The organism is Lacipirellula limnantheis (assembly GCF_007746075.1).
Classification (GTDB): Bacteria; Planctomycetota; Planctomycetia; order Pirellulales; family Lacipirellulaceae; genus Lacipirellula; species Lacipirellula limnantheis.
This window is the reverse complement of sequence record NZ_CP036339.1, coordinates 4,902,540-4,928,961: the sequence shown is the minus strand read 5'-3', so window position 1 is coordinate 4,928,961 and position 26,422 is coordinate 4,902,540. Positions and strand designations below refer to the sequence as shown.

The following is a 26,422-nucleotide window of genomic DNA, read 5'->3' as shown; positions in this document are numbered from 1 at the left end:
GAGGGTTTGCCCGCTAGGTTGGGTAGTTCATCGGTTTACCGCAAATGCGGGTTGATGAAATTGTCGCGCTTTTCGTGCATGGTGATCGGCTCAGATCCGAGACGTGGAATGCGAAGGATTCACCCCCAGTATTGCCTGAGGCGTTAGGGTAAACACCCTAAGGCGAGGGAGCGAGTAGCCCGAACTCCACGGCGATCTCGAACGCTCTTGTTCGAGCGCCCACATGCTTTCAAGTCGCCAAGGCGCTGACTCTCCGGTGGTCATGATGCGGCAAGTGGATTAATTTGCGGGGCGTGAGTTCTCTTTCAATCTGCATCGCATCGACGCCGCCGGATCAGCGGCAGGTCATCGAGCAGAGGGTTGATGTCCTTTTGCGGCGCTGGCGTCGTTGCGGTGCGGATCCCAACCGCGCGGAGCGGGCTGTGCCAGCACCTGCGCAGAAGTCATGCGGAATGATTCGCGGCGGCCTGCCGGAGTGCGACGTTTGAGGGGGCGATCTCGCCAAAGTTGCCGGGGCCTGAATAGCCAGTTATGCTATCGACATCGTCTCCTCTAAGCCGTGCGCCAATGGGATTGTTAGCCGGCCCGTTGGGCGGAGCTAAACGGAGAAGCGGCAAGTCACCGCGATAGCTGGCGTAACGCCCGGTTGCCATCGGGCAGCGTTGCATCGAGCGCGCGGCGGATGTGACTGCTTATCGAGCTCTCTTCTACTTCTGCATCTGTGGAGAACTGACTAATGAAGCTGACACGATGGCGAATTCTTTCTCTGGCGAGTGCGACCGCCGCGCTGCTGACGAGCGGCGTCGCTCGCGCCGACGTCGATACGCCGACGCTGCCGCCGGGGGCTGCTCCCCTGCTCTATCTCTATTCGGCTTTGCCGGGCCAGGACGTGCCGGAATCGGGGGGCGGCGGCAACGCGCTCGACGGCAAGTGGGATCACACCCAGGGGTCGAGCGCCTGGGACGGCTCGGACCCGGGCGGAGTTCTCGCTCCGACGCCAGGCACGCCGGCTGGCAGCACCAACCGGCCCGGCGGCGCGACGCACGAAGTGCAAGGCGCCGACGACGTGCTGTCGATCGTCGATCCGGGCGATCCGCGGACGGTCGGGTACACGGGCGATCCAAGCAACCGCAAGATCTACTTTGGCTACAGCCCTGTGCCGGGGTTGATTCTGGGGCCGGCTGGTTCGCCGGGAATTTACGCGGTGGCGCGACTGCGGATGGATCCTGAGCCGCTGGAAACGAATCTGGACGGCTCGATCAGCTCATTCTACGGCATGGCGGCCGGCGACGCGGGCATGTTCAGCCTGGGGCGCGACGGCGTCGCGCTGACAATGGGCTTTGGCGGTCCGACGGGGAATGACTTCTTCATTGAAGGGACGACCGTGCCGTTGCCGTCGGGCAATTCGTTCGACTTCCACGAAGTGGCGGCGACGATGACCAAGACGGCGGCGCCTGGGCTTTACGACGTGAAGGTGTGGATCGACGGGACGAACGTGTTGAGCAATCCGGCCATGTCGGTGTCGGGCGACGGCGAAGTGGGCAGCGGGGGGATTGGCTTCGGCCTGCCGTCGACCGGATCGAAGGGCGCCATTCAGCTCGATTACATCGGCATCGGCAACCTGATTCCCGAGCCCGCGAGCGCCACGCTCGCGACCGCAGCAGCCGGGCTGGGAGCGTTGCTGATGAGGCGTCGGCGCTGAGGCCAAGGCAGACGTCATTGGCACATTAGTGCAACAATGAGTTAACATCGACAGCCGAACGGGCGACCGTTCGGCTGTTTCTTTTCACGACCACGCGCTCGCGAGGCCTAACCCCCGATCAGCCATGAACTATCAACCAATCGTCGAGTCGGAGTTGGCGACTTTTGCGCCGGAGCATCAAGCGCCGCATATCGTGGCGGCGATTTGCCGCGATGGGGAACTGCTCGCGGCCGCGTCGCAAAGTGCGGCTGGGTTTGGGGCATTGGCCGAGCCGGCCGCTGCGTCGTTTCGCATTGCGTCGATGACGAAGTCTTTTGCCGCGGCGGCGGTGTTGCGCTTGCGGGATGAGGGGAGGCTGCGAGTTGAGAACTGCGTGGCGGACTATGTGCCGGAGTTGCGGCTGAAGGGGCCGTGGTGGCAGGTGACGGTGGGGCAGTTGCTGGGCATGCGATCGGGGTTGCCGGCGACGGATGACCCTTGGGCCGATCGCAAGGCAAGCGAGCCCGCATCCTTTCTCAACGCGGAGCTCTTGGAAGACGTGCAGTTCAGCGACGACGCGGGCGAGGATTATCAGTATTCGAATTTGGGGTACATGCTGATCGGCCGGGTGATTTCCAACGTGGCGGGCGTCAGTGCGCTGGAGTACATCGCCAACGAGCTCCTGCGGCCGTTGGGAATGGGCGAGACGGGTTGGAATTTCGCGGCTGGGCGCGGGGTCGAAGGACACCGACGCGTGGCCGATGGGTTTCAACCGGAAACGGCGTTGCACGTGACGTCGGACGTGGCGGTGTTCGCCGGGTTGTGCACGACGCTGCGCGACTTGGCGAAATGGGTCGGCTTCTTTACTGACGCGCATGGGACGGGGGCGTCGCGGTTCGAGGAAGTGCTGGCGGCGAGTTCGCGACGCGAGATGGAGCGGTGCGGCGTCGTGTTGAATCCGGGGGCGTCAATCGACGGTCCGGCGAGTCCTGCCGGGTACGGTTATGGCTTGAGGGCGAACTTTATTGGCGAGGAGTGGGTCGTCGGTCACTCGGGCGGGTTGCCAGGCTATGGGAGCCACATGAGCTGGTCGCCAACGCGGGGGATCGGCGTGATCGCGCTGGGGAACGTGACCTATTATCCGGCGAGCAAGTTGTGCAAAGAGATGTGGCTGGAGACTCAGGAGCGCGCGGGCCGCGCGATCGTGCCGCTCGCGCGGGGGGGCGAAATCGCGGCGAGCCGCGGTCGGGCGCTTGTCGAGGCGGTGCTGCGAGGAGGCGATGCGTTGCCAGCGGAGTTGTTTACGTACAACGTCCCGCTGGACGAAAACGTCAACGAGTTGTGGGGGCGATTGCGGGAGGCGTTAGCGGGGAGGCCTGCGTCCACGATCGAGGTGCGGGTCGAGCGTGGGTTGGCGGGGGCGATCTGTGCGGAGGGGAAGCCGCTCGTCTTTTTCTCGCTGGCGCCGGCGGAGGGGCAGCGAATTCAGAAGGTGGGGTTTTATGGTGAACCGGCGTGAGCGGCGGCGGATCGGCGTCAGCGGCTGGGGATTTCAATGGTCGGCAAAACGTTGTCGCCGGCGATGATCGTGGCGGTGAGCCCGCTGGTCGTCGGCTCGCTGAAGCGTTTGGGCAGGACGTTGGGCCCCTCGCGCACCATCTCTTCGCCGACACGTTTCGGCGCGCGTTGGACGACGGTCACGCGGTACTCGCCGACGGGGGCTCCGTCGCCGCGCTGGAACGTGGTGACGGCGAACTGGCCCGCATCGTCGGTGAAGGCCATCGGCTTCTGCGTGAGCGCGGCGGATTCGACGACGGGGTGAAGGACCACCAGCGCCTCGCCGACCGGTTTGCCGTCGCGCGTGACGGAGCCGCGGACAGGATGGCAGGCGACGGGGGCGCCCGCGTCGCAGCCGAGCAAGAGCGCGACGACGAGGTGCGCGGCGGCGGGGCGTCGATTCATGCTACGGAGCAGCCGGGACTTCTGAGTTGGCGCGGGTCACGAGTTCGGCGAGCGTACGGAGGTTCAAGTCCTCGGCCAAAAATCGGACCGATCCATCGGCGAACGCGAAATTGGAGCCGCCGTTGTGGAAACTGTAAAAACAGTGTCCCCATTCGTTCGAATTGTTGATCGCGACATTGCCGGGGATGGGATCGAACGAGGCGTGCCAGGCCTTGCGCTGACCGATGTCGTAAGGGTTATCAGTGGTCGCCCAGGCGCCGCCGCGGGCGCGCACGCGCGGCGAGCCGGTGTAGTCGACCGGAAAAAACTCCCGGCCGCGCCAGACGTCTTCGCGGCCCGCGCACTCGCCGATCATGATCGTGTTGGAAGTGCCGTCGGTGACGTTCTTCAGTTCGTTGGCGGTGTTGAATTCGCTCTTCACGGCGACGACGCCTTGGAGGTCGGCGCCGGCGGGGAATTGATCGGCGGCGGCGAGCGCATTGTTGATGTCGGTATGGACGCCAGTGGGAACGACGAAGTCGCCGCAGGCGCCCGTCTTGTTGGGCGGGGTCGTCTCGGGCTTGTCTTGGATGCGGTTGGGGTTGGGCGTCGACGGGCAGGTGAGGACGCTGACGGGGTTCTGCACGATGGTGCGATTGGGTTCCTTCCACCAATCGACCTTCACGTCGTACCCGGCGATCAGGTTCCCCTGCTCCAGATAGGGGAGAACATGCGGAGCCCAATTGTTGACGCCCAGGACGATCTGAGGCGTGAGGGGGTCTTGCGAGTAGGTCGGAAACGGAAGTTGGGTTTTGCCCGATTCGTAATTGAGAAACGCCAAGCCGACCTGCTTGAAGTTGTTGAGGCACTGCGAGCGGCGGGCCGCTTCGCGGGCCGCCTGAACCGCGGGGAGGAGGAGCGCCACGAGGACGCCGATGATGGCGATGACGACCAGAAGCTCGACCAGGGTAAAGGCGCGGCGTTGAGGAATGCGATCAGCGGCCATGGCGGCGGCTCCAGATGAGTGGGAGGAGCCGTCATGGTAACTGATGTTGACGTAAGTCCAAGTACTGTCACAACTTGCGACTGACGTGTCGTTTTTTGCGACAGCCCGCGGCCGCCGTGATCGGAAGTCACGCGGCAAACCGCCGGCCGCTGGGATTAATCGTGTGGCGTGATTTTAGGATTCCAGGCGACCTCCCACAGGTGACCGTCGGGGTCGGCGAAGTAGCCGGCATAGCCGCCCCAGAAGGTGTCTTGGGCTGGCTTGATGATGGCCGCGCCCGCGGCCGCCGCCTGTTGCATGACCGCGTCGACCTCTGGCCGCGACGACGCGTTGTGGGCCAGGGCAAAATCGGTGCGGCTGGGCGGTTCGCGCGGAACGCCGGCGTCGTGGGCGAGATTTTCGCGCGGGAAAAGCGCGAGCTTCAGGCCGGGCTGCATCTCGAAGAACGCGACGGCGCCATGTTCGAAGTCTTCGCCGATGATGCCGGGCGTGTCGAGCCCGAGCCCGTCGCGATAGAACGCGACCGCGCGAGGCAGGTCGTCGACGCCGAGCGTGATGAAGGTGATGCGGGGCTTCATTGCAGTCGCGGAATTTGTTCTGTCCTCGGCTGAAACACCGGATTCAGTCGCATTCTAACGATTGAGAGCGATCGCGCCGATGTAGCGATCGCGACGACGTCATCAGAGGCGTTGCTCGCATTGCACCGCCTTTGACGACGGCGCCAACGCCGAGGCGTCAATTACCGGCGGTTGGCAAAGATGCCGCGACGAGTCGACGTGTCCGGTTTGGCCTATCCTTCCCGGTTCGCCGGCGCAATACGCCGTCGGCGCAATGAACTGAGCAGGAGCCGGAATATGGTGGCGATGGTGCAAAGCGAATTCCGCGCGGTGATGAAGTGGTTGGTCACCGAATGGCAGTGGCCGCTGGCCGCGCTGTTCGCTGCCGCGTTGCTCTTGGCAATGGCGCCTGTCTGGGGCGTCGTGGCCGGCGCGACCATGGCGCTGGTGTGGCTGCAGTTGCCAATTTACATGGTGCACCAGTTTGAAGAGCATTACGGCGATCGATTTCGATTGTATGTGAATCGGAACGTCGCCCATTGCGACGCGCTGACCCCGGAAGGAGCGTTTTGGATTAATTCGCTGGGGGTGTGGGGCATCGACCTGGCGATGTTGTATCTGGCGGCCTTCGTCGACCCGGCGCTGGCGCTGGCGGCGTTCTATCTGCCGCTCGTCAACGGGATCGCTCACATCCGCGAGACGGCGGCGCGGCGGCGATACAATCCGGGATTGTGGACCAGCATCGTCCTGTTTCTGCCGGTGGCGGGATACGGCCTGTACCGCGTGTCGCAGGAAACGGCCGCCACGCTTGCCGACCACGCGCTGGGGCTGGGCATTTCGGTCGCGGTGCACGCGGCGATCATCGGTTATTTGTTGTTGCGGATTCGCAAGCTGCGCGGCGGGATGGCCTTGGCAAGCTAGCGCGGCGGCTGACGGCGAAAAGCAACGCCGGCAAAATGATCGCAAACGTCTGAGGTTCGGGAACGGTTGTTGCGGCGGGCTCGAAGTGGGCGCCGGCGGCGACGAGTCGCTGCCAGGTAAGAAAATCGCCGCCGTCGGAGTCGCCGTCGCCGTCAAGATCGGCGCGGTACGCGGCGAGTCCCGCGGCGCCGAAGGCACTACGCCACACCGTCAGGTCGGCGCTATTGATCTTGCCGTCGCCATTAAAGTCGGCGAAGAGAAACTCGCGGGCGCCAATCTCGGGTCGGCTGGTCGGGCTCAATGCGACGCCGCCCAAATCTCGAGAGCCGAGTCCGCTGACCCATGCCGGCCAGGGGCTCGCGCCGGCGGCCAGCGCGGCGCTTAACAGCGGCGAGGCGCTCTGAAGCTGATACGTCGTCGTATCGCTGAATTTCGGATCGCTGGTAACGGCGACGAAGCGGCCAGCGATTTTTTCCTGTCCGGAGGAGGCGGCCCAACTTGAGACCGAACTAAATGCGCGGTCTTCGAGGACGATGCCGCCGCCGGCGGTCCAGTAGGCATTGCCCGCGAACGTCGCTTGCGCGACGGAAGTATCGCCAGCGATAAGCGGTGCGCCGTTGAGGGCGACGAATGCATTGTTGAAGAAGGCGACGTCGTCGTGATGATCGGTCATCAGCCAGACGGCGCCCTTGGTGCGCGGAACGACGTTCTTATTGACGACGATCGTGTTGTTATGGAACACGGCGGCTTTGGCAACTTCGCTGGAATTGGCTCCGAAGACGGTGATGCCGCCGTAATCGCCGCGTCCGTCGTTGACCGACAAATTGTAGCGGAAGAGGTTGTTCGCCATGGGGTCGGCGCCGTCAAACTGGGCGAGCAACAGGCCGGCCCCGTCGTTGTCGTACGAGCGGTTGTACTGGACGATGCAGTTGGTGGCGCCGCCGTCGATGTCGAACCCGCCGCCGTCATACGGTCCGACCGAACGGTTGCCTTAGGCCAGGTTGCCTTGAATGACAACGGCGTTCGACTGGTAGGTGAGCATGCCTATGTTGGCGTTGCCCGCGATTTTGCCGTTGCTGTGAGCGACGCTGTTTTGAATGGACCCGCCGTTGGTCTGGGCTAGGAGAATGCCGTGGCCGGTGTAGGGCAGCTCCGCCGATTGGAAACCGGGAGAAAATCGACGCCGTTCATGCGCGACGATTCGCTGAAGCCACCGCTGACGAAGTCGAGGTTGGAGAGTTCGATGCCGCCCGTATTGAGCGCGAGGAAGCCTTCGCTATTGTATGGTGAAATAAACCTGGCGCGGGTGGCGCCGCCGACGGAGCCATAGGAGCCGATCTTCACCGGCGAGATCAGTTGGCCTTGGGCGTTCAGACCGCTGTCGTTGGCGTCGAGGAATAGCCGGCCGGTAAACTGGTCGCCGGCGCGAAAGTAGGCATTGTCGCCGGGTTGCAAACGAAGTTGATTGAATTTATCAACGGACTTCCAGGGCTTGGCTTGGGTGCCGTCGCCGAGGGCGTCGTTTCCGGACTGGCTGAAGTAAAAGCTCGCTCCGCTGGCGGCGGCGCCGAGGGCGCACGCGATGATGCAACCGGCAAGGCCGCGGATGATCGGTCGAAGGCATGTGACGTGAAGTAGCGGCATGCGACAACGCAGCGAGTAGCGAGGCGGCATCCATTGCAACGCTTGAGGCAAAGGGCGCCGCACCCATCGCGGCCGTTCACCCACTTTGAACAGGGGTAAATGGGATTGCAATAACTGTTACCAAAAGGGACCAAAAGTGGGAGAAAAATACCGCCATGCGGTCGCGTAGAACGGCTGTTTCATGAGAATTGGGGGATCTGGGAGTACGGCCCTGTGCCGACGCGAGGTCGTTTGTTCCCTGACGCGCCGCGACGACCCGCCGGAACGGATCGCGAGAAGCGTCGCATCTGTTGAAGGCGGCGGTTGCCGGCCACTCCGCCTGCATGGCTGACAATAGGCCCCAGCGGGGACTAGGAAATTCCTGCAGGTCATGTGAAACTCACGGCGGCGGCGCGGCCAGCGCCTGGCCCTTCCCTATTCGCTTAGGCGTCCCTCATCGCGCGAGCAACGATGGCAACTACCGGCAGGATCGAGTCGCTGGATCAGTTTCGCGGGTACACCGTCGCCGGAATGTTCGTCGTTAACTTTCTGGGGTCGTTCGACGCGACGCCGGTGGTGTTGACGCACCAGAACAACTTCTGCAGCTATGCCGACACGATCATGCCGCAGTTTTTCTTTGCGGTCGGGTTCGCGTTTCGGTTGACGTTCGGACGGCGGGCGCAGGCCGAAGGCTTGCGCCGGGCATATGGGCATGTGGTGCGGCGACTGTTGGGGCTGGCGCTGGTGGCGCTGGTGATCTACGAAGCGCCGACGGTGGCGGACAACTGGGACGAGCTGGTCGCGCTCGGTCCGCTGGGTGCGCTGCAGATGGGAGTGAAGTCGTGGTTTCAGACGCTCATGCACATCGCGGTGACGTCGCTCTGGATCTTGCCGGTAATTCGGAGCGGGCCCGCGGTGCGGACGCTGTTTGCGATCGGCTCGGCGGCGCTCTTCGCCGTGTTGTCGCACTGGTTCTATTTCGAGTGGGTGCAGCGCGGCGGCATCGACGGCGGCGTGCTGGGATTCTTGGCCTGGACGACGCCGACGATCGTCGGGACGCTGGCGTGCGACATCTTGGTTGACGGCGATTCGAGCCGCCGCGTGGTGCGGTTGTTCGGCTGGGGGACGCTGCTGATGCTGGTCGGCTGGCTGCTGTCGTGCGGATCGTCGCTGTACGACGTCTTGCCCGAACAAGAGAGCGGGGGCGATTCGAATCCTGCTGAGAATTGGGCGGCTGATCCAGTATGGCCGAGCGGCAAGCGGCAAGCCGATCATGCGCTGCGGCCGATTGAGCCGCCGTTCGTGCCGCCGCCGGGGCCGGAGTTGCGGGAAGAGAATTTCTGGATGATGAGCCAGCGCTCGGCGAACCTCAGCTATCACGTCTTCGCCGCCGGGGCGTCGCTGGCGCTCTTCGGCGTCTTCTATATTGCGTGCGACGGCTGGGGCTGGCGGCTGGGGCTGTTCCGCACGCTGGGGACGAACGCCCTGGTCGGGTATGTGCTGCACGGCATCGTCGGCAACGCCGTGGAACGCTTCATGCCGAACGACTCGCCGGGGTGGTACGTGGCGGCGGGATTCCTGCTCTATTTTGGCGTGACGTATCTGTTTATTCGGAAGCTCGAGCGGGACGGGATTTATTTGAAGCTGTAAAGAGCGCCATTTAGCCCCCGGCTTTGCCGGGGGGTCGCGCCGCCAGCCGCAGCGGCATGGAGCCCGTGTTTACCCCCCGGCGGAACCGGGGGCTAGAAATGCGGCTTGGCGATTTCCCAATCCCGCCAACGTTGCCGCGTAAGCAGCGACGATCGCGCCCAGAAAGCTCCCCGCGATCACGTCGCCGACGAAGTGGTAGTTCATGGCGATGAGGCTCACTGCCATCGGTACGGCGACGAACAGGCAGAGCCAGCGGCGGCGCGGGTAGGCGATCCAGAAAACGCCGGCGAATCCGGCGATCCGTGACGCGTGGCCGGAGGGGAAGCTGCCGATGTCGTCGCCCGTTTCAAACGGGTGGAATCCGTAAGCGCCCGTACCGATGAGCGAGGGGTTGTTGTCGTGCCACGTTTCGGGCCAGTAGCGGCCGCAGACGTCGCCCAGCGACTGGCGACATTGGTCGGCGACGATGAGGCTGATGCATGCGACCACCAGGGTGCGTTGCCAATGGCGCGGCGTCTGCCAGGCCCATGCGGCCAGGACGATGGCCACGAGCAGCGGCGACCAGCCTTGCACCAGCGGCGGCGGTTCGGTGAACCACTTCATCGTCGGCGTTTGTGCGATGCCGTGGCGGTAGACGAAGAACGCCATCGGTTTGTCGACGAAGAAGTAGCAGACGACGACTAGCGTAACGCAGATCGCCAGCGCGACGGCGGTGCGAGCGAGCAGCGTTCGGTAGAGATTCGGAGCGTTCATTTTTTACACGCGAGATGCGAACTTTATCAGCTTGGCCGATAGGTCCGGTGGAGATTACCATAAACGGGTCGGCAGCACTTCCCTGGCTGTTGCAACTTCTCCTCAAGCGGCAGCAACTTCTATGGCTCTTCGATCAGCAGCGCCCTCCGTCGCGAGTTGCGCGCACCGACTTGCGATGGCCCTACTCGCGGCGGCGGCGTTCAACTCGGGTCTTGCGGCAGCTCTTGCGGACGATGCGCGGAACGAACAGCCGGGCAGTCGCCCGCGTGTCGGCGAGCAGGTGGCGCGGTTTGAGTTCCAAGATGCATGGTTCCTGCCCCGGTCGTTGGACGATTTCAATGCTAAAGCGTTCCCGACGCCCCGACGGGCGTTCGTGCTCGTCTTCACGAACACCACCTGCCCGTTGGTACAGCGCTACTGGCCGCGGTTGAAGGAACTTGAGGCGAAGTACCGTGATCAGGGGGTGCAGTTCATTGCGGTAAACGTCGGCGGCGAGGATTCGATTCTCGACGTGGCGGCGCAAGGCGTGGAGTACGGCATTCCCTTTCCCCTGGTGAAAGACGTCGATGGGCAGTGCGTCGCGGCCTGCGGAGTCGACCGGACGCCGGAGGTTGTGGTAATCGACGGCGAGCGGAAGCTGCGCTATCGGGGGCGGATCGACAACCAGATTCGCTTGGGCGGCACGTCGGCGGGCGCCGTGCGGCATGAACTGCAGGAGGCGATCGAGGACTTGCTCGCCAATCGGCCGATTGCCGTGACGGAGACGCCAGTCGACGGCTGTCGGATCACGCCAAGAGTGCAGCGCGAGATCGATGCAGCGCTAACCTATCATGAGCATATCGCTCCGCTGATGACGCAGCATTGCACGACTTGTCACCAAGCCGGGACGGCGGCGCCGTTCAGCTTGCAGACGTACGACGACGTGGCGGCCAACGCCGAGATGATTGCCGAGGTCGTCTCGCAGCAGCGAATGCCGCCCTGGTACGCGGCACGCCGGCATGGCGAGTTCGCCAATTGCAGCGAGATGCCCGCAGAGGATCGCGAGGCGGTGATCGCGTGGGTGCGCGGCGGAGCCGTGCGCGGCGAGGCAACCGGCGCCTCGTTGAAGGAGGTCGGCGCGGGCGAACCGGCGAGCACCCAGCAGAACGATTCAAGCTCGAATAGCGACCCATGGGCCCATCGCAAATGGTCGATTGAGGAACCCGATCTGGTGCTCGAGGCGTTCGCCGAGTTTGACGTCCCGGCTGAGGGGTACGTCGACTATCGCTATGCCGTGTTGCCGAAGATGTTTGTGCAAGACATGTGGTATGCCGCCGTCGAGGTGCTGCCGAGCAATACCCGCGTGGTGCATCACTGCAACCTGGGGGTGATTCCGATCGGCGGCGACGGCCGCGATGCGAAACTGGTGACGGGCTATGTTCCGGGTGGCGGGCCGATGGTGCTCAGTGACGGCGTCGCGGGGAGGGTGCCGACCGGTTCGATGTTGGGGCTGCAGGTGCATCTCACCACCACGGGCAAGCCGGAGAAGTGTCGCATTCGCGTCGGATTTCGCTTTCCGCGGGACAAGATCAAGAAAGAGTTGCGTTACGTGGAACTCGTGAAGCACGGCTTCACGATTCCGCCGCACGATCCGTTTCATCAACTGTCGGCGAGCCAGACGGTCGACGGCGACGTGACGGCGCTGGGGATGTTCGCGCACATGCATGTACGCGGGAAAGACATGACGTTCCGCGCCCATCCGCCCGGGGGCGAGCCCGACGTGATGTTGATGATTCCCAACTACAGCTTCGATTGGCAGCTGCCGTATTATTTGCGGCGTGGCGCGAAGAAGTATCCGGCGGGGACGCGATTCGAGGCGGTGGCCCACTTCGATAACTCGGCGTTCAATCCGTACAACCCCGATCCGGCGGCCGAAGTCCGCGAGGGGCAGCAGACGTTTCAGGAGATGATGTACGGTTACTTGTTCTATACGAACGATGATGAGGATTTGGATTTAGCGGTTGATGCGAAGACGGGCTTGGCATTGGCCAACGAATAGTGAAAAGCCATACGGTCGTCGTTCATCAGGCGGATGTGAGCATCCGATTGGGTTCGCATGGAGGGTGCTCGTCAGCCCCCGCGAATTCCTCGATTTAAAGAGCGGGAGATAGGTGCGTCGCGGCGGCGTTGGCGCCGCCCGACTTCGGCTGGGAAAGTCGTTCGCCTTGTCGCGACTCATCCCTAGGCGGGCGCCGCGTGAGCTGTCGTCGTTGTACTGCATCGGCCGCTGGTTCGCGCCACGCCAATCGTTACGACCGCGATAACCCGCGTGCCAGCAGTAGCCAAGATCGGCGCCAGCAGCGTAACCGGCTGATTGCGGTTTATCACGGCAACCGATGAACACGGAGGAATCAGACAAGTCCGAGGGTTGTGAACCGATCATGTTCCGGCGCGTCGTGACCACCGTCGTCAGCGGGCTGCTGCTTGCCAGCGGGAGCGAAGCCTCGTTGCCGGAATCGTCGCGTGATTCGCCTGCATTTTCAACGCCGAGCTATTGGTGCGCCGAAGAAACTGCCGCCGACGCCTGGGCCTTTGGCGCCGCCAGTCTTCATGACTGGTCGGTGAGCGAGGGGCCGGCGGAAGGACTTTCGGTCGATCCAGCGGTGTCGCCAGCACAAATGCTCTATTCGCCGCTCATGCAGCCGCCGGCGGTTCGCCCGCCGCTGCGGACCCCGGCGACGGTGCAGCGGCCGGCGCTTCGCTCGGCGACGACGCTTGGCCTGGCGAGCGTGCCATACATGATCGGCGACACTGGCGCCGGATCGTGCATTGCGTTCGATGGATTGGTGACGGCCGATTTGGCTCACCCGACGCTGGCGTGCAGTCGCCTGAACATCTCCGAGGCGAACTCGCCGCTGCCGACCGATCGCGTCTACTGGAGCTACCGCCATTTCGAAAATGCATCGACGATCTCGGCGTACCAGTTTAGCGAGACGCTGAACCTCGATCAGCACACGCTCGCCTGGGAGAACACGTTCTGGGACCGGACCGGCTCGCTGGAAATTCGCGTACCGATTCAGCATCAGATGCAGTCCGACATTTTTTCGATTATCGCGCCCGATTTCGGCGTGGTCGATCCGCTGGTGAGCGATAGCGGCGGCCGCGAGGTGGCGCTGGGGAACGTCTCGGCGATCTTCAAGATGCTGCTCACGGAGCGCGAGCGATTCGCGCTCTCGGGCGGCGTTGGCTTTACGCTGCCGACGGCGCGCGACGTGAACTACCAGCTCGCCGTCGACGGGGAAGTGACGTTTCCCAACTCTCCGGGCGTGACTGCGGACGAAGCGGTGGCGTTTCAGGCCGTCTTCGCCAACGAGACGGTCTATATTTCGCCGTTCCTGGCGTGGGTCTACGCCCCGCCGGCGCGGTGGTTTCACCAAGGGTTCATGCAGGTCGAGGTAGCCGCGAATCCGTCGCGCGTCACCGTCGACGGAGACGGCGCGACGCTGTTTCTCGACAGCGGCGGCAATCCGATCGGCTTCTACGACTACTTCACGCCCGTGCCGGTGCGGGCGGATCTTTTTTCCCAGTCGCTGATGCGGCTGAACCTGGGATGGGGGTATATTTTCTCTCAAAATCTCAAGCCCGATCGTTACCGCCGCGTGGCGGGGTTGTTCGAGCTTCACTACACGACGACGTTGCAGGACGCGAATCTCAGCAATATCCCGCTCACCACGCAGTCTTCGGTCGGGACGGTGCCGCTGCAGACGATCACCATCGGCAACCAGGATAACCGCGTCGACATCCTGAACGCCGCCGCCGGCGTTTCTATCGACGTCGGCAATTGGGTATTTACCAACGGCGTGGTGGCCCCTATCCAGAACTGCTGCGGGTTCGATTTCGAGTACAATACGCAGGTGCAGCGGCGGTTTTAGCCGAGCGACGGCGTCGCTCGCCGCGTGCCAGGTCACAGGCTTCGAAGCTAATTCCGCTACGAGCATTCTTGAAATGCCTAGCCGCTAGCCTTTTTAACCACAGAGCCCACAGAGATCACCGAGGAAGACGCGAAGAGTTTGCCTTTCATCGTCTTCTCTGTGGCCTCTGTGTTCTCTGTGGTAAATGCATTTGACGAAGGTTGTAGAATAAGCATTGAACCCAGAGGCTGCATTCAACTCCGCACTTGAGCGCCCACATGGCCGATCCCGCTGAGAACGATCAATCAGATCCAGCCGGGACGAATGCTCGCGACGACTCGCGGACGCGCGACGATCGTTTCGGCACGCAAGATCCCAACGGACCGAATGCGTGGTCGTACTCCGCCGAGCGGCAACGCTTCACGGTGTTGAGGTTGCATCAGCAGGGCGGCCTCGGCCGGCTGATGATCGCCCGGGATGGGGAGCTCAACCGCGAGATCGCCCTCAAGGAGATCTTGCCGGCGTACGCCGACGATCAGGAGAACCGCCGCCGATTCGTGCGCGAAGCGGAGATCACCGGTAATCTGGAACATCCTGGGATCGTGCCGGTCTACAGCTTGGGGGAGTTCGCCGACGGGCGACCCTACTACGCGATGCGGCTCATCCGCGGCGTCGACCTGCGGATGGCGATCGAGGACTTTTTTACGAAGCCGGCGGCTCGCTCGGAGAAGGAACTGGAGTTCCGGCAACTGCTCGCGCGGTTCGTGACGGTGTGCCAAGCCGTCGACTACGCCCACAACCGCGGCGTCATTCACCGCGATCTCAAGCCGGGCAACATCATGCTGGGCGACTACGGCGAGACGCTCGTGGTCGACTGGGGGCTGGCGAAGACGCTTGACGGTCAACCGACGCCAGCGGATTTTGACCTGATGCCAGTGACGCCTTCTGAACGAGCCCATTCCGAACAGACGCAAGCAGGACGCATTGTCGGCACGACGCAATACATGAGTCCCGAACAGGCGGCGGGAAGGCTCGATCAACTGACGCCTGCGAGCGACGTCTACGGCCTTGGCGCCACGCTCTATCATTTGCTGGCGGGGCGGCCGCCGTTTGACGGCGACTTGGACGATATTGTTTTTCGCGTCCAGCAGAGCCGGTTCAAGCGGCCGCGCGAGGTGCGCAGCGAGATTCCTCGGCCGCTCGAAGCCATCTGCTTGAAGGCGATGGCGCGGAAACCGAATGAGCGGTATGCTTCGGCGCGGGAGCTCGCTCTTGACGTCGAACGGTTTCTGGCTGACGAACCGGTCGCCGCCTATGGGGAGCCGATCGCGGCGCGCACCTGGCGTTGGGTTCGCCGACATCGCGCGGCGGTGACCAGCGGCTTTCTGATCGCGGTGCTGACGATTGTAGGACTCACCGTCGGGCTGGGGCTGCTCAAGGTGCAGCGCGACCGGGCGGAGCGCAATTTTGCGCTCGCTCAAGACGCCGTTCGGCAATACTACATCCGCGTGAGCGAAGAGACGCTGCTGAATCAGCCTGGCATGCAGCCGCTGCGCGATTCGCTGCTGAGGCAGGCCCTTGACTACTACGAGGAGTTTCTCCAGGAGCGGGGCGACGATCCGCAACTGCGACAAGAAGCCGCGGAGGCGGAGTTTTTCGTGGGACGGATGACGGAGACGATCGACTCTCCGGCCGAGGCGATCCCACACTATGAACGTGCGGCGATGCTGCAACGGCAGTTGCTGGGCGGTCGTCGAGGAACGGAGCAGCGCGAGTTGGAGGCGGCGTATGCGCAGACGTTGAATGCGCTCGGACGAGCGGAGCAGAACCTGCAGCAGGTGGCCAAAGCGCGCGAGAACTACGTAGCAGCGCGTCAACTGCGTGAGAGCGTCGCGGCGGCCGATCCGAACGATGCCGAAGCGAGGCGGCTCTTGGCAAGCAGCACGATGAATTTGGGGCTGTTGGATTTGGCGGAAGGCAAAGCCGCCGAGGCGATTGCTGCGATGGAGAGGGCGCAAGCGATCCGCATCGCCTGCAAGCCGGCCGAGGGAGAAGCGCCGCTGGCGCTGAAACGCGATCTGGGGATGGGGTATTTCAGCTTGGCGCAAGCCCACCTCGCAGCCGGGGATTCCAGCTCGGCCGCGGAGAACTTGTCAGCTTCCGCCACGGCTTTTGAAGCGATCGCTGAAAAGGCGCCCGAGGATTTTGAGAATCGCCGGAAGTTGGCGGTGGCGATGCGCATGCTGGCCGATCTGCAGGCGGCTGCGGGAAATCCCGAGGAGGCCGTCGCGGGATTCGAGCGGGCGAGAGCCATTTTGGGAGAGTTAACCGCTCTTAATCCGCGCGTGCCGGACTATGCCGCCGATCTGGCGGGCGTGGAGATGAATCTTGCCATGCAGCTCGATCTGGACGGCGATACGGACCGAGCGTTGGAGTCCCTGACAGCCGCCATCGAAAGACTGCAGAAGCTCGCCGCTCAAGGCGACGCATCGCCGCGGCAGAGGGGCGACCTCGCGGCCGCGCTGCGAGCGTTCGGCGAACTGGCGCGAAAGCTGGAGCGCGTGGATGAAGCGCGCGATCGGCTAATGCAATCGCGGGAGTTGCTTCAGCAGTTGCTGCGCGAGCATCCCGACGATCCTCGCTATGCCGCCGAACTGCGGTTGACGGACGAACTACTGGCGGAACTCGACGCGATCTAGGCGCGTTGGGACGCAAGGTTGCATCAGCTGAGGGGAGCCCGCGCGAGCACATGGTAGGTCGGCCCTTCGCGCGACAGTTCGCTGGCGTAAACAGTAACTGAGTCGACGCCCATGGCGCCGCCGTCGAAGTCGGCCAATTTTGCCAGCCGTTCGCTCAGCACCGAGCCGCCGTGACTCCCCTGCCCTACCCTCCCCAGCGTGAGGTGCGGGACGAACTGCCGGCGTTCGCCGCGAAAGCCGAGCGACTCGAGCGCCGCTTCGATATCGGCCTGCAACTCGCAGAAGCGGTGGTGTCCTTCGCCGGCTCCGAGCCAAAGCGTCCGCGGCCGGTCGATGCTCGGAAAGGCGCCGACGCCGCGGGCTTCCATCGTGAAACCCTCGTGCCGCGCCGCGGTGCGCACGGTGCGCAGGCAGACTTCCGCCATTTCGACGTCGCTCAGATCGCCGAGGAACTGCATCGTCCAATGCAGGTTATCAGGCTCGACCCATTTGACGTTTTCGGTGGCCGAGCGGAGGCGATCGATGACCGACATCGCCGAGGCGTGAACCTGGTCGACGGCTTCGACGGCGATAAACGTTCTTGTCTTCGCCATTAAAAGCTCAACATCTTCCGATACTCGCTCATCCGCTTTTCGATGTCTTCGCGGCTAATTTGCTGCATCCGCTCGGTCCCGAAGCCTTCGACGTTGAAGCTGGCGGCGACGATGCCGTAGGCCATGGCCGTCTTCAGCGTTTCAGCGTCGAAAGAATCTTGCTCGGTGAGGTAGCCCATCATCCCCCCGGCGAACGTATCGCCGGCGCCGGTCGGGTCGACGACGCGGTCGGTGGGATAGGCGGGCATCACATAAGTTTCGTGCTCGCCGAAGAACATGGCGCCATGCTCGCCCTTTTTGATGACGACGAACTTCGGTCCCATCCGCTGCACGGCGCGGCCAGCGGCGACGAGGTTCTCCGTGCCGGTGAGCAGTTTTGCCTCGCTGTCGTTCAGGACGAGGCCGTCGAGGTTCTTCAGCAGCGCGTCGAGATCGTCGCGCATGATGTTGATCCAAAGGTCCATCGTGTCGGCGACGACGAGACGCCGGCCGGGCACCTGTTCGAGGACCTTTGACTGCACGGCGGGGACGCCGTTCGCAAGGAAGACGTATTTCGCCTGCCGATAGGACTCGGGGAGCTTGGGATCGAACTCGCCGAAGACGTTGAGCTGCACGTCGAGCGTCTCGCGGTCGTTCATGTTCGGCTCGTAACGGCCGGTCCAGGTGAACGTCTTGCCGCCGGGGACAATTTGCAGGCCCGAGGTATCGATGCCGCGTCCGTTGAGAAGTCGCGTGTGCTGTTCCGGCCAGTCGTCGCCGACGACGCCAACGAGGCGAACGCCGGTGAAAAAGCTGGCGGCGATCGAGAAGTGGGTCGCGGAACCTCCCAGGACGTTGTCTCGCCGCTCAACAGGCGTTTGGACGTTGTCTATCGCGACGGAACCAACGACAAGCAGCGGCATGGAGGTGGCAACCAAGGGAGTGAAGCGGCGAGAAAATGGAGCGGCAATTATGGCGGGCCGTGGAGCAGGGCCGCAAGGGGCTTCGCGGCGCGCGGAGCGCGAGAGTTACGCGAAAACCGGTTTTCGCACTCAAGCAACTTAAACCTCGATGCGCATCATCCCCAGAAAGGCCACCTTCCGCCGTTGGCCAAATAGTCGCGCATTCGATCACAAGCCAGCTCGACCTGTTGCGTGAGGGGAGCTCGGTGCCCTGGGCAGAGCGTACCGACATCGAGCGCCAAACACTTCTCCATCGAGTGCCGAGCCGTGGCGACGTCTAACGTCACTGGACGAGCCATGAACCTCACATCGCCATTGATTGCGGCCAATGCGTCGCCCGCGAACAATGCTCTCTCTGGAGGGTAATAAAAACTGAGGTGTCCCGCCGTGTGACCAGGCGTGCTGACGACGACGAAATCGTCGATCTGATGGCCATCATTGAGATAGTCGGTCGCCTGCACTGCCTCAGGGACGGCTTCGCCGAGCAATCCGATGGCAAGAATGCCCAGCCCCCACTCGGGAATTTGTTTGGCGAGCCAGGCACGCAAACCGTCGCTTGCGGTCTGGCGCGATAACCAAGGTTCCTCGTCGCGGCTGTAGTACACGCTACACCCCGTCTCTGCTTTCGTGCGGCTCGCTCCAGCAGAGTGATCGTTGTGCCAATGCGTGATGAGGATTGATCGTAAGGCCGTCGCTGGCTCGTTCATGGCACTGAGCAGTGCATGGACGTCGGCACCGCTTGAATCCATGCCGGCGTCGACCAGGACAACGCCGGATTCGGTCCGGATTCCGTATGAGCACGTTAGATATGACGGCTGCCTTACGCACCAAATCGTTTTCGAGACTTGAAAGACTTCGCGGGAAAGCAAAGCTCGCTTCCTTCTTTGTCTGAGGATAGTCCCTAGCGAACGGAGCGAGTTACTCCTTACTCATTCGCGCCAGCAAGGGCGACTCGTGCCAGCAAGCTGACTTACACGAGAAGATCCGTCACTGCGTGGTGCTCTTCGACGCCGGTGAGGCGCTGGTCGAGGCCCTGCGCGCGGAAGGTGAGCCGAGTGTGATCGATCCCCAGCGCGTGGAGTATCGTCGCGTTGAGGTCGTGGATGTGCACCGGCTTGTCGACAATGTTGTAACTGAAATCGTCGGTTTCGCCGTATGTCATGCCGGGGCGGACGCCGCCGCCGGTCATCCACATCGTAAAGCAGCGGGGGTGATGGTCGCGGCCGTAGTTCTCGCGCGTGAGGCCGCCCTGGCAATAAACCGTGCGGCCGAACTCGCCGCCCCAGATCACCAGCGTATCTTGCAGCAGGCCGCGCTGTTTGAGATCTTGCACGAGCGCCCAAGCCGCCTGGTCGACGTCCTGGCACTGCAGCGGCAGGTCGCCGGCGATATTGCCGTGTTGATCCCAGCCGCGGTGGAAGATTTGCACGAAACGTACGTCGCGCTCCGCCAAACGACGCGCCAACAGGCAACTCGCGGCGAACGTGCCCGGCTTGAGCGCGTCGGGGCCGTACATATCGAGAATGTGCTGCGGCTCGTCAGCGAGATTCGTGAGTTCCGGCACCGACGTCTGCATGCGGAACGCCATCTCGTACTGATCGATGCGCGTTTGCGTTTCGGGGTCGCCAATCTCAGCGAGCGTGCGATGGTTGAACCGGGCGATACGGTCGAGTGTGCGGCGGCGCGTCGCGGCGTCGACGCCGGGGGGGTTCGAAAGGAACAGCACCGGATCGCCCTGCGAGCGGAGCGCCACGCCCTGGTGTTGCGTGGGCAGGTAGCCGCTCCCCCAGAGGCGATTGTAGATGGCTTGGGCGTCGGTCTTCGACGACCAGCTCGGCGTCATCACGACGAACGCCGGCAGATTGGCGTTCATTGTTCCCAGACCGTAGCTGAGCCACGATCCGAGGCTCGCCTTGCCCGGAAGCTGATTGCCTGTGCAGATATAGGTGACGGCGGGATCGTGATTGATGGCTTCGGTCCAGACAGTCTTCACGATTGCGAGGTCGTCGGCCATGCGGGCGGTGTAAGGCAACAGCTCGCTGATCCATGCGGCTTGCTGGCCGTACTGCCGGAACTTGAACTTCGACGGCGCGAGCGGAAAGCGAGTTTGGCCCGACGTCATCGTCGTCAGCCGTTGCCCCTTGCGGATCGACTCGGGGAGATCGACGTCGAACATGTCGGCCATCTTCGGCTTGTAGTCGAAGAGGTCCATCTGGCTGGGACCGCCGTTCATGTGGAGATAAATGGCGCGTTTCGCCGTGGGAGCGAAGTGCGGAAGATCGCGCATGCCGCCGGCGGCGACGGAATTGCCGAGGGCGACGCCCGGCGTGAAGATCGACGAGGGCAGCAGCGAGCCGAGGGCCGCGGCGCCGAGCCCGAAGGCCCCCTGCCCGAAGAAGTGGCGACGCGTGAGGGCGCTAGCGTATTGCTGAATAGGATTGGAAGCGGACATCAGGATTGCGTCCTTGTGCGGCCCTTTAGCCGCGGGCAAAGCCCGCGAACCCGCCGCGAGCGGCGGGGCTAAATGGTCTTGGCGGTTAATTCGTTCTCGTTTGTGACGCTAGTTGCGCGTGACGACTTCATCCAAGTTGAGCACGACGTTGGCCGCCATGGTCCACGCCGCCAACTCGGGTCGATCGAGTTTTTCGTCGGCCTTCAGGCTGCCGCTGGCGATCAATTCCTCGGCAGCCTTGGCGTTCGCTCGAAAGTGTTCGAGTTCTTGTTCGTAGGCGGCGACCAAGTCGCTCAGCTCGTCGACCCGGGGCTGCCGGCAAGTCGCCGTCTGGAACAAGAATCTCGCCCGCTGTTCCACGGAGTCGCCCCCTTCGTGCATGGTACGCTCCGCTAAGCTGCGAGCGGCTTCGACGTATTGCGGATCGTTCAGCAGCAACAGCGCCTGCAGCGGCGTGTTGGTCCGCTCGCGGCGGACGATGCACGATTCGCGCGAAGGGGCGTCGAACGTGTTCATTTCCGGCGGAGGCGCCGTCCGCTTGATGAAGGTGTAAAGCGTGCGCCGGTGGACTTTCTCGTGACCCTCGTCGGCAACGAACTTCACCGTGTTCGAGCCCGAGTAGCCGACCGCTTCCCACAAGCCGGCCGGTTGCGGCGGCTTGACGCTGGGGCCGCCCATCTTCTCGACGAGCAAGCCGCTGGAGTAGAGGGCCTGGTCGCGCAGCATTTCGGCGTCGAGGCGGAAGCGGGCGCCGCGGGCGAGCAGCCGGTTCTCTGGATCGCGCATGTAAAGTTCGGGCGAGACGTGAGACGTCTGCCGATACGCGGCCGAGACGACCAGCTCGCGCACCAGTCGTTTCACGTCCCAACCGTGCTCCATGAAGTCGACGGCGAGCCAATCGAGCAGTTCTGGGTGGCTGGGGGCTTCTCCCTGGGCGCCGAAGTCGTTCGTCGTCTTCACCAGGCCGACGCCGAAGAACTGTTGCCAGAAGCGGTTCACCGCCACGCGCGCCGGCAGCGGATTCGCGGGTGAGACGAGCCACTGGGCGAGCCCCAAGCGGTTGTTTGGCGCCGCGGCCTCCATCGGCGGCAGCATCGTCGGCGTCCGCCGCGTCACTTCGGCGCCATGCTGGTCGTACTCGCCGCGGTTGAGGATGTAGGAAGGTTTGGGCGTCGCCATTTCCTTAAAAATCAGCGTTGTCGCCACGGCCGTGTCGACGTCGGTCCGTTCCTTACGGACCGCGGCGAGCTCCGTCCGCAGTTGATCGAGCGCCGCTGAACGCGCTGCCGTGTTGCGGAAAAATTGTCGGACCAGTTTGGCGTCGTCGGCAGAACGCTCGGCCGCATGGCGACTCGCGGCCGCCAAAACGTCCGGCGGCATGATCGGCTGATCAGTCTTCACGGCGAAGTAGAACCCCGACTGGCCGGCGAAGTTCAGGATCTTCACCAACAGGCGGTTCTCGCCCCGTTTGAGCTTCAGGACGAGCTTCTCCTGGTCGGCCGCAGCGGAGCGCGAATCGTCCCGTTGCAACAATAGCTCGTTATTGAGGTAGACGCGAATGCCGTCGTCGCTGCCGAGCGAGATCTCCAGATCTTGTGGCTTGCCGACGGTGATCGTGCGGAACAAGAAGTTCGCCGCGGGGTCGCCTGGCAGGTCGTTATGGACTTGGCCGTCGACCCACTCTGGCTTGCGAACCCAGCCGACCTCCTCGCCGGTGGCAAGTTTGAATTTTTCGGCGAGGTCGATGCGCTCGGCGCCTTCCGGACCGTGCTTCTTGCTCTTGAGATAGCGCTCGGGATCAGAGAAGGGCCCGACCCAATGCCACTCACTGACCGCGAGGTAATCTTTCGAGTTCGCCGCGACCGCTTCAGGCGGCGAGCCCGATCCGCCGACATTTTCCGGTTCAACGGCGGAAACGAACTGCCGTTCCCAATCAGCCTGCTGCGCGTCGAGTTCGGGCCAATCGGCGGCGAGCTTCGTCTCGGCGGCGGCGATCTGCTGATCGAGCTCTGCCAATCGCGCCGTCTGCTCAGGCAGCGGCGCACGAATCACCGGCGCCGGGTCCTCGCGGTTGCCGTCCATCTCATTGCCGTCGAGGCTGTTGAAATAGGCAAACAGCGAATAGAAGTCCCCCTGCGTGAGCGGATCGTATTTGTGATCGTGGCAGCGCGTGCAGCCGACGGTGAGGCCGAGCATTACCGTGCCGAAAGTTTCGACGCGGTCGACGACGGCCGTGACATAGACTTCCTCGGGGATCACGCCGCCCTCATTGGTTGAGACATGGCAGCGGTTAAAGCCGGTGGCAATCAACTGCTCGTCGGTGGGCGAAGGCAGCAAGTCGCCGGCGAGTTGCTCGACGATGAATTCATTGAACGGCAGATTGCGATTGAAGGCCCGAACGACCCAATCGCGGTACGGCCACATCTCGCGGTAGTTGTCGAGGTGCAGTCCGTGCGTATCGCCGTAGCGGGCGGCGTCGAGCCAGAAACGAGCCATGTGTTCGCCGAAGCGCGGCGACGCCAGCAAGCGGTCGACTGCCCGCTCGTAGGCGTCGGGGCGATTGTCGGCGAGGAAGTCGTCCATCTCCGCCGGCGTCGGCGGCAGGCCAGTGAGATCGAGCGTCACGCGTCGCAGCAGCGTCACGCGATCGGCCTCGACGGCGGGCGCCAGCTGCTCGCGTTCGAGCCGCGCAAGAATAAACTTGTCGAGCGTTTCGCGCGGCCAGTGCTCGTGAGCCACGGCCGGCGGGTCGTGCTTTACGGGCGGCGTAAACGACCAATGGGCTTGCCACTCGGCGCCTTCGGCAATCCAGCGGCGAAGCGTTTCGATCTCCTCTGGCGTGAGGGATTTGTGGCTGTTGGTCGGCGGCATTCGAACCGATTCGTCTTCACTGGTGATCCGTGCGATCAGTTCGCTGGCGTCGGGATCGCCAGGAGTGATTGGCGTCATCCCTGATTCGGCCGCGCCGACGGCGCTCTCCCGTTCATCCAGTCGGAAGCCCGCCTTTCGCGACGCGGCTTCGGGGCCGTGGCAGGCAAAGCACTTGTCCGACAGAATTGGCCGCACATCGCGGCTGAAGTTAATCGCGCCGGCGCGTGCGGGTAAACTACCGGTCGCAAGGAAGGCGACGGCGGCGATGGATAATGACGCGATTAGAAGAGTCCCACGACGAGCCATCCGCTGACCCTCTACGGTGGAGTCGGAAGTCTCAGCGGCCTCACCCGATTGGCGCGGCCGCTGCCGTCCTCCATCATACCCGGCTGGAGATGGGCGACGAAGCGTCCGCGACTGCCAATCCTCGGCAAAGCTTGTCGAAATTTGCGCACTATCCTGTCCAAACGCCGCGTTTTCTCTGCGCCTCAGCGCCTCTGCGAGAGGTTTTTTCAAATTCGTCTCTCGCAGAGGCGCGGAGGCGCAGTGCGGTTGTGCTCAGTTCAAACTGGCGTCTGGCGGGCGTTGTTCGGCGGGAAGATTAGGCGCGACAATCCGCAGGCCGATTTCGTTGCAGACTCGTTTCCAGATTCCTTCTGGGTCGGCAAAGATGTCGCTCACGCGTGCCGGCGAGGTGAGCCAGCCGCCGACCTGTAGTTCTTCTTCAAGCTGGCCGCCACCCCAGCCGGAGTGACCGCTGAAGAGACGATACTTGGCCCCCGTACGGCGGACGAGCAGGTCGATGGCGTCCTTCTGCATCGACATGAAGAGCTTCGGGTGGATCTCCTTCTCGGCGAACTCCTTCTGATTGTGGAGCGCGATGAGCGGCCCCGGCACTGGCCCGCCGACGTAGACTGGCTCGTCGGTGTCGACCGGATCGTTACCGATCATTTTCCAGACGTCGTCGACGGTCTTGTCGCCGGGCCGATTGATGATCACGCCGAGGGCGCCCTGCTCTTCATGCTGGAGCATCAGTACGACCGTCCGCGAAAAATTCGGGTCCTTCAAATGAGGCGACGCGACGAGGAACTGGCCGGCTAGTGATTTCATAGCAAAATTGTCCGTTGTCAGTCGTCCGTTGTCAGTAGTCAATTGCGAGCTCGCATCAACATCAACTAACAACTGACGACGGACAACTGACGCATTGGGATCGGGCTTCGTGTTGCCATATTCGTGGGCTACTTGTTCGACAGATTGCGCCGTTTGGTCACTTCAATCGCCTTCAGCAATCCGCGGGCTTTGTTGAGCGTTTCCTGGTACTCCATCGCCGGGACGCTGTCGGCGACGATGCCGGCGCCAGCTTGGACGTAGGCCGTGTTGTCCTTCAGCACGACCGTACGGAGCGCGATGCAGGTATCCATGTTGCCAGCGAAGTCGATGTAGCCGACAGCGCCTGCGTACGGGCCGCGGCGATGGGGTTCGATCTCGTCGATGATCTCCATCGCCCGCACCTTCGGGGCGCCCGAGACGGTTCCTGCCGGCAGGCAGGCGGCCAGTGCGTCGAAGGCGTCGCAGTCTTCGCGCAGCTGGCCGGTAACGTTCGAGGTGATGTGCATGACGTGGCTGTAGCGCTCGATCACCATCACGTCGGAGATTTCAACCGAGCCGAACTGCGCCACGCGGCCGACGTCGTTGCGGCCGAGGTCGACCAGCATCACATGCTCGGCGCATTCCTTCGGATCGGCCAGCAAGTCCGCGGCGAGTCTTGCGTCCTCTTCTTCCGTCGCCCCGCGGGGCCGCGTGCCGGCCAGCGGACGCACCGTGGCGAGGCCGTCGATGACGCGGACCATGATCTCCGGCGAGCTGCCGACCAGCGTCGTCCCCGGCATCCGCAGGTAGAACATAAAGGGGCTGGGGTTAACCACCCGCAGCGTGCGGTAGAGTTCGAACGGGGGACAGTCGAAGTCGATCGCCAGCCGCTGCGAGATAACGACCTGAAAGATGTCGCCGGCGCGGATGTACTCAACGCACTTGCGAACCGCTTGTTCGAACTCGGTTTGCGTGAAGTTCGATTTGTAAGGCAGCGTCACCGGCCCGCGGGCGTCGATGTCGGCAAGCTGCAGACCATCGTCTGGGTCGTTGAGCGCGGCGATGTAACCGTCGACCCGCTTGCAGGCGGATTGATGGCGGCGGGCGATTTCATCGTCGTCTTCGGCCCCGCGCAGGTCGGCCAGCGCCAGCACGTGGACAGTCTTCCGCACATTGTCGAAGACGACCATGTGGTCGAACAGCCCGAACGCTAGGTCAGGCAGGTTGCGATCATCCTGCGGGGCGTTGGGGAGGCGCTCAACGTAGCGAACCGTATCATAGCCGGCGTAACCGACGGCCCCGCCGATGAACGGCGGCAACTCCGGCAGGTGAACCACCCGCACCGCCTGCACCTGCTCGCGCAGCGTTTCAAGCGGGTTGGCGACTTCAAGCTCCTCCGTGGTCCAGGAATCCGTACCGCCGGCGGCATTCCGGCGGCTGATCTTCACCTGCGTGTCGTGCGCTTCGAGCAACAGAAAGGGGTCGCTGGCGACGAAGCTATAACGGCCGACCTTTTCGCCGCCGATGACGCTCTCGAAGAGCCCAGCGGCCTGACCGCGATCAAGCCGGCGGAACGCCTGCACGGGCGAAAGGGCGTCGCTGAGCAGTTCACGGTAGACCGGAACAAAGTCGGCGCCTTGAGCGAGCTCGATGAACCGCTCGAGCGAGGGAAGATGGGCCATGAATTGTCCAAACCTGATGGGGGCGGCGGGCGGGGAATGTCGGCAATCGGCGAGCGCTCGGCGATGCGCCTCG

20 protein-coding genes are annotated in these 26,422 nt (G+C 63.3%); 7 read left to right on the top strand and 13 right to left on the bottom strand.

Translation table 11 applies throughout. From position 1 onward, the window contains the following. The first annotated feature begins 736 nt into the window (after positions 1-736). Both I41_RS19145 and I41_RS19140 read left to right on the top strand, forming a co-directional pair. Positions 737-1,702, top strand: coding sequence for a hypothetical protein (locus tag I41_RS19145; protein ID WP_145434534.1), 966 nt, complete (start codon positions 737-739; stop codon positions 1,700-1,702). Positions 1,703-1,826: 124 nt separating this feature from the next. Beyond that, the gene (locus I41_RS19140; RefSeq protein WP_145434533.1) at positions 1,827-3,200 is read left to right on the top strand and encodes a serine hydrolase domain-containing protein; all 1,374 of its coding nucleotides are present in this window, start codon (positions 1,827-1,829) and stop codon (positions 3,198-3,200) included. A gap of 17 nt (positions 3,201-3,217) precedes the next feature. Here I41_RS19140 and I41_RS19135 read toward each other — a convergent pair whose 3' ends face one another. The 3 genes from I41_RS19135 to I41_RS19125 form a co-directional block, all read right to left on the bottom strand. Continuing rightward, positions 3,218-3,643 (bottom strand): hypothetical protein, encoded by a 426-nt coding sequence (locus I41_RS19135; protein ID WP_145434532.1) that lies wholly within the window; start codon positions 3,641-3,643, stop codon positions 3,218-3,220. A gap of 1 nt (position 3,644) precedes the next feature. Then, positions 3,645-4,628: a DUF1559 domain-containing protein gene (locus tag I41_RS19130; RefSeq protein ID WP_145436415.1), complete on the bottom strand. Its 984-nt coding sequence runs from the start codon at positions 4,626-4,628 to the stop codon at positions 3,645-3,647. A 155-nt stretch (positions 4,629-4,783) separates the two neighbouring features. Continuing rightward, positions 4,784-5,206 carry a VOC family protein gene (locus I41_RS19125; RefSeq protein WP_145434531.1) on the bottom strand — a complete coding sequence of 141 codons (423 nt, stop codon included), beginning with the start codon at positions 5,204-5,206 and terminating at the stop codon, positions 4,784-4,786. 285 nt (positions 5,207-5,491) lie between these two features. Between I41_RS19125 and I41_RS19120 the strand changes: the two genes are divergently transcribed. Beyond that, positions 5,492-6,106 carry an HXXEE domain-containing protein gene (locus I41_RS19120; protein WP_246133886.1) on the top strand — a complete coding sequence of 205 codons (615 nt, stop codon included), beginning with the start codon at positions 5,492-5,494 and terminating at the stop codon, positions 6,104-6,106. Here the strand turns inward: I41_RS19120 and I41_RS19115 are convergent. Together I41_RS19115 and I41_RS19110 are read right to left on the bottom strand one after the other, a co-directional pair. Continuing rightward, on the bottom strand, positions 6,045-6,986 hold the full coding sequence (locus I41_RS19115; protein ID WP_145434530.1) for a hypothetical protein: 942 nt from the start codon (positions 6,984-6,986) through the stop codon (positions 6,045-6,047). The genes I41_RS19120 and I41_RS19115 overlap by 62 nt on opposite strands. 239 nt (positions 6,987-7,225) lie before the next feature. Continuing rightward, positions 7,226-7,750: a hypothetical protein gene (locus I41_RS19110; protein ID WP_145434529.1), complete on the bottom strand. Its 525-nt coding sequence runs from the start codon at positions 7,748-7,750 to the stop codon at positions 7,226-7,228. Positions 7,751-8,200: 450 nt separating this feature from the next. Between I41_RS19110 and I41_RS19105 the strand changes: the two genes are divergently transcribed. Beyond that, on the top strand, positions 8,201-9,379 hold the full coding sequence (locus I41_RS19105; RefSeq protein WP_145434528.1) for a heparan-alpha-glucosaminide N-acetyltransferase domain-containing protein: 1,179 nt from the start codon (positions 8,201-8,203) through the stop codon (positions 9,377-9,379). Positions 9,380-9,448: 69 nt separating this feature from the next. Here the strand turns inward: I41_RS19105 and I41_RS19100 are convergent, their stop codons facing one another. Continuing rightward, positions 9,449-10,132 (bottom strand): phosphatase PAP2 family protein, encoded by a 684-nt coding sequence (locus tag I41_RS19100; RefSeq protein ID WP_145434527.1) that lies wholly within the window; start codon positions 10,130-10,132, stop codon positions 9,449-9,451. A gap of 175 nt (positions 10,133-10,307) precedes the next feature. Here I41_RS19100 and I41_RS19095 point away from each other — a divergent pair, with 175 nt between their 5' ends. The 3 genes from I41_RS19095 to I41_RS19085 all read left to right on the top strand — a co-directional run bounded on the left by I41_RS19095 (position 10,308) and on the right by I41_RS19085 (position 16,721). Continuing rightward, positions 10,308-12,170, top strand: a complete 1,863-nt coding sequence (locus I41_RS19095) for a redoxin domain-containing protein (RefSeq protein ID WP_168207017.1) — start codon at positions 10,308-10,310, stop codon at positions 12,168-12,170. A 337-nt stretch (positions 12,171-12,507) separates the two neighbouring features. Beyond that, positions 12,508-14,043 carry a hypothetical protein gene (locus I41_RS19090; RefSeq protein WP_210421002.1) on the top strand — a complete coding sequence of 512 codons (1,536 nt, stop codon included), beginning with the start codon at positions 12,508-12,510 and terminating at the stop codon, positions 14,041-14,043. A 257-nt stretch (positions 14,044-14,300) separates the two neighbouring features. Beyond that, positions 14,301-16,721 carry a serine/threonine-protein kinase gene (locus tag I41_RS19085; protein WP_145434524.1) on the top strand — a complete coding sequence of 807 codons (2,421 nt, stop codon included), beginning with the start codon at positions 14,301-14,303 and terminating at the stop codon, positions 16,719-16,721. 23 nt (positions 16,722-16,744) lie between these two features. Here the strand turns inward: I41_RS19085 and thpR are convergent, their stop codons facing one another. The 7 genes from thpR to trpE form a co-directional block, all read right to left on the bottom strand. Beyond that, positions 16,745-17,314, bottom strand: coding sequence for an RNA 2',3'-cyclic phosphodiesterase (gene thpR / locus I41_RS19080; protein WP_145434523.1), 570 nt, complete (start codon positions 17,312-17,314; stop codon positions 16,745-16,747). Continuing rightward, positions 17,314-18,231 (bottom strand): PfkB family carbohydrate kinase, encoded by a 918-nt coding sequence (locus tag I41_RS19075; protein ID WP_246133705.1) that lies wholly within the window; start codon positions 18,229-18,231, stop codon positions 17,314-17,316. The genes thpR and I41_RS19075 overlap by 1 nt, the downstream gene beginning before the upstream one ends. 140 nt (positions 18,232-18,371) lie before the next feature. Beyond that, entirely contained in the window at positions 18,372-19,124 is a 753-nt protein-coding gene (locus tag I41_RS19070) for an MBL fold metallo-hydrolase (RefSeq protein ID WP_168207016.1), read from the bottom strand. Positions 19,125-19,225: 101 nt separating this feature from the next. Continuing rightward, entirely contained in the window at positions 19,226-20,707 is a 1,482-nt protein-coding gene (locus I41_RS19065; protein ID WP_145434521.1) for a DUF1501 domain-containing protein, read from the bottom strand. Positions 20,708-20,815: 108 nt separating this feature from the next. Then, the gene (locus tag I41_RS19060) at positions 20,816-23,884 is read right to left on the bottom strand and encodes a PSD1 and planctomycete cytochrome C domain-containing protein (RefSeq protein ID WP_145434520.1); all 3,069 of its coding nucleotides are present in this window, start codon (positions 23,882-23,884) and stop codon (positions 20,816-20,818) included. 252 nt (positions 23,885-24,136) lie between these two features. Beyond that, positions 24,137-24,688: a YqgE/AlgH family protein gene (locus I41_RS19055; RefSeq protein ID WP_145434519.1), complete on the bottom strand. Its 552-nt coding sequence runs from the start codon at positions 24,686-24,688 to the stop codon at positions 24,137-24,139. Between the two features lie 128 nt (positions 24,689-24,816). Continuing rightward, complete coding sequence (trpE, locus tag I41_RS19050) at positions 24,817-26,349, bottom strand: anthranilate synthase component I (protein WP_145434518.1); 1,533 nt, start codon at positions 26,347-26,349, stop codon at positions 24,817-24,819. Positions 26,350-26,422: the final 73 nt, after the last annotated feature.

Coding starts and splice junctions, on each gene's coding strand:
- I41_RS19145 (WP_145434534.1), top strand. CDS start 737: ATGAAGCTGACACGATGGCGAATTCTTTCTCTGGCGAGTGCGACCGCC.
- I41_RS19140 (WP_145434533.1), top strand. CDS start 1,827: ATGAACTATCAACCAATCGTCGAGTCGGAGTTGGCGACTTTTGCGCCG.
- I41_RS19135 (WP_145434532.1), bottom strand. CDS start 3,643: ATGAATCGACGCCCCGCCGCCGCGCACCTCGTCGTCGCGCTCTTGCTC.
- I41_RS19130 (WP_145436415.1), bottom strand. CDS start 4,628: ATGGCCGCTGATCGCATTCCTCAACGCCGCGCCTTTACCCTGGTCGAG.
- I41_RS19125 (WP_145434531.1), bottom strand. CDS start 5,206: ATGAAGCCCCGCATCACCTTCATCACGCTCGGCGTCGACGACCTGCCT.
- I41_RS19120 (WP_246133886.1), top strand. CDS start 5,492: ATGGTGCAAAGCGAATTCCGCGCGGTGATGAAGTGGTTGGTCACCGAA.
- I41_RS19110 (WP_145434529.1), bottom strand. CDS start 7,750: ATGCCGCTACTTCACGTCACATGCCTTCGACCGATCATCCGCGGCCTT.
- I41_RS19105 (WP_145434528.1), top strand. CDS start 8,201: ATGGCAACTACCGGCAGGATCGAGTCGCTGGATCAGTTTCGCGGGTAC.
- I41_RS19100 (WP_145434527.1), bottom strand. CDS start 10,132: ATGAACGCTCCGAATCTCTACCGAACGCTGCTCGCTCGCACCGCCGTC.
- I41_RS19095 (WP_168207017.1), top strand. CDS start 10,308: ATGGCCCTACTCGCGGCGGCGGCGTTCAACTCGGGTCTTGCGGCAGCT.
- I41_RS19090 (WP_210421002.1), top strand. CDS start 12,508: ATGAACACGGAGGAATCAGACAAGTCCGAGGGTTGTGAACCGATCATG.
- I41_RS19085 (WP_145434524.1), top strand. CDS start 14,301: ATGGCCGATCCCGCTGAGAACGATCAATCAGATCCAGCCGGGACGAAT.
- thpR (WP_145434523.1), bottom strand. CDS start 17,314: ATGGCGAAGACAAGAACGTTTATCGCCGTCGAAGCCGTCGACCAGGTT.
- I41_RS19065 (WP_145434521.1), bottom strand. CDS start 20,707: ATGTCCGCTTCCAATCCTATTCAGCAATACGCTAGCGCCCTCACGCGT.
- I41_RS19060 (WP_145434520.1), bottom strand. CDS start 23,884: ATGGCTCGTCGTGGGACTCTTCTAATCGCGTCATTATCCATCGCCGCC.
- I41_RS19055 (WP_145434519.1), bottom strand. CDS start 24,688: ATGAAATCACTAGCCGGCCAGTTCCTCGTCGCGTCGCCTCATTTGAAG.
- trpE (WP_145434518.1), bottom strand. CDS start 26,349: ATGGCCCATCTTCCCTCGCTCGAGCGGTTCATCGAGCTCGCTCAAGGC.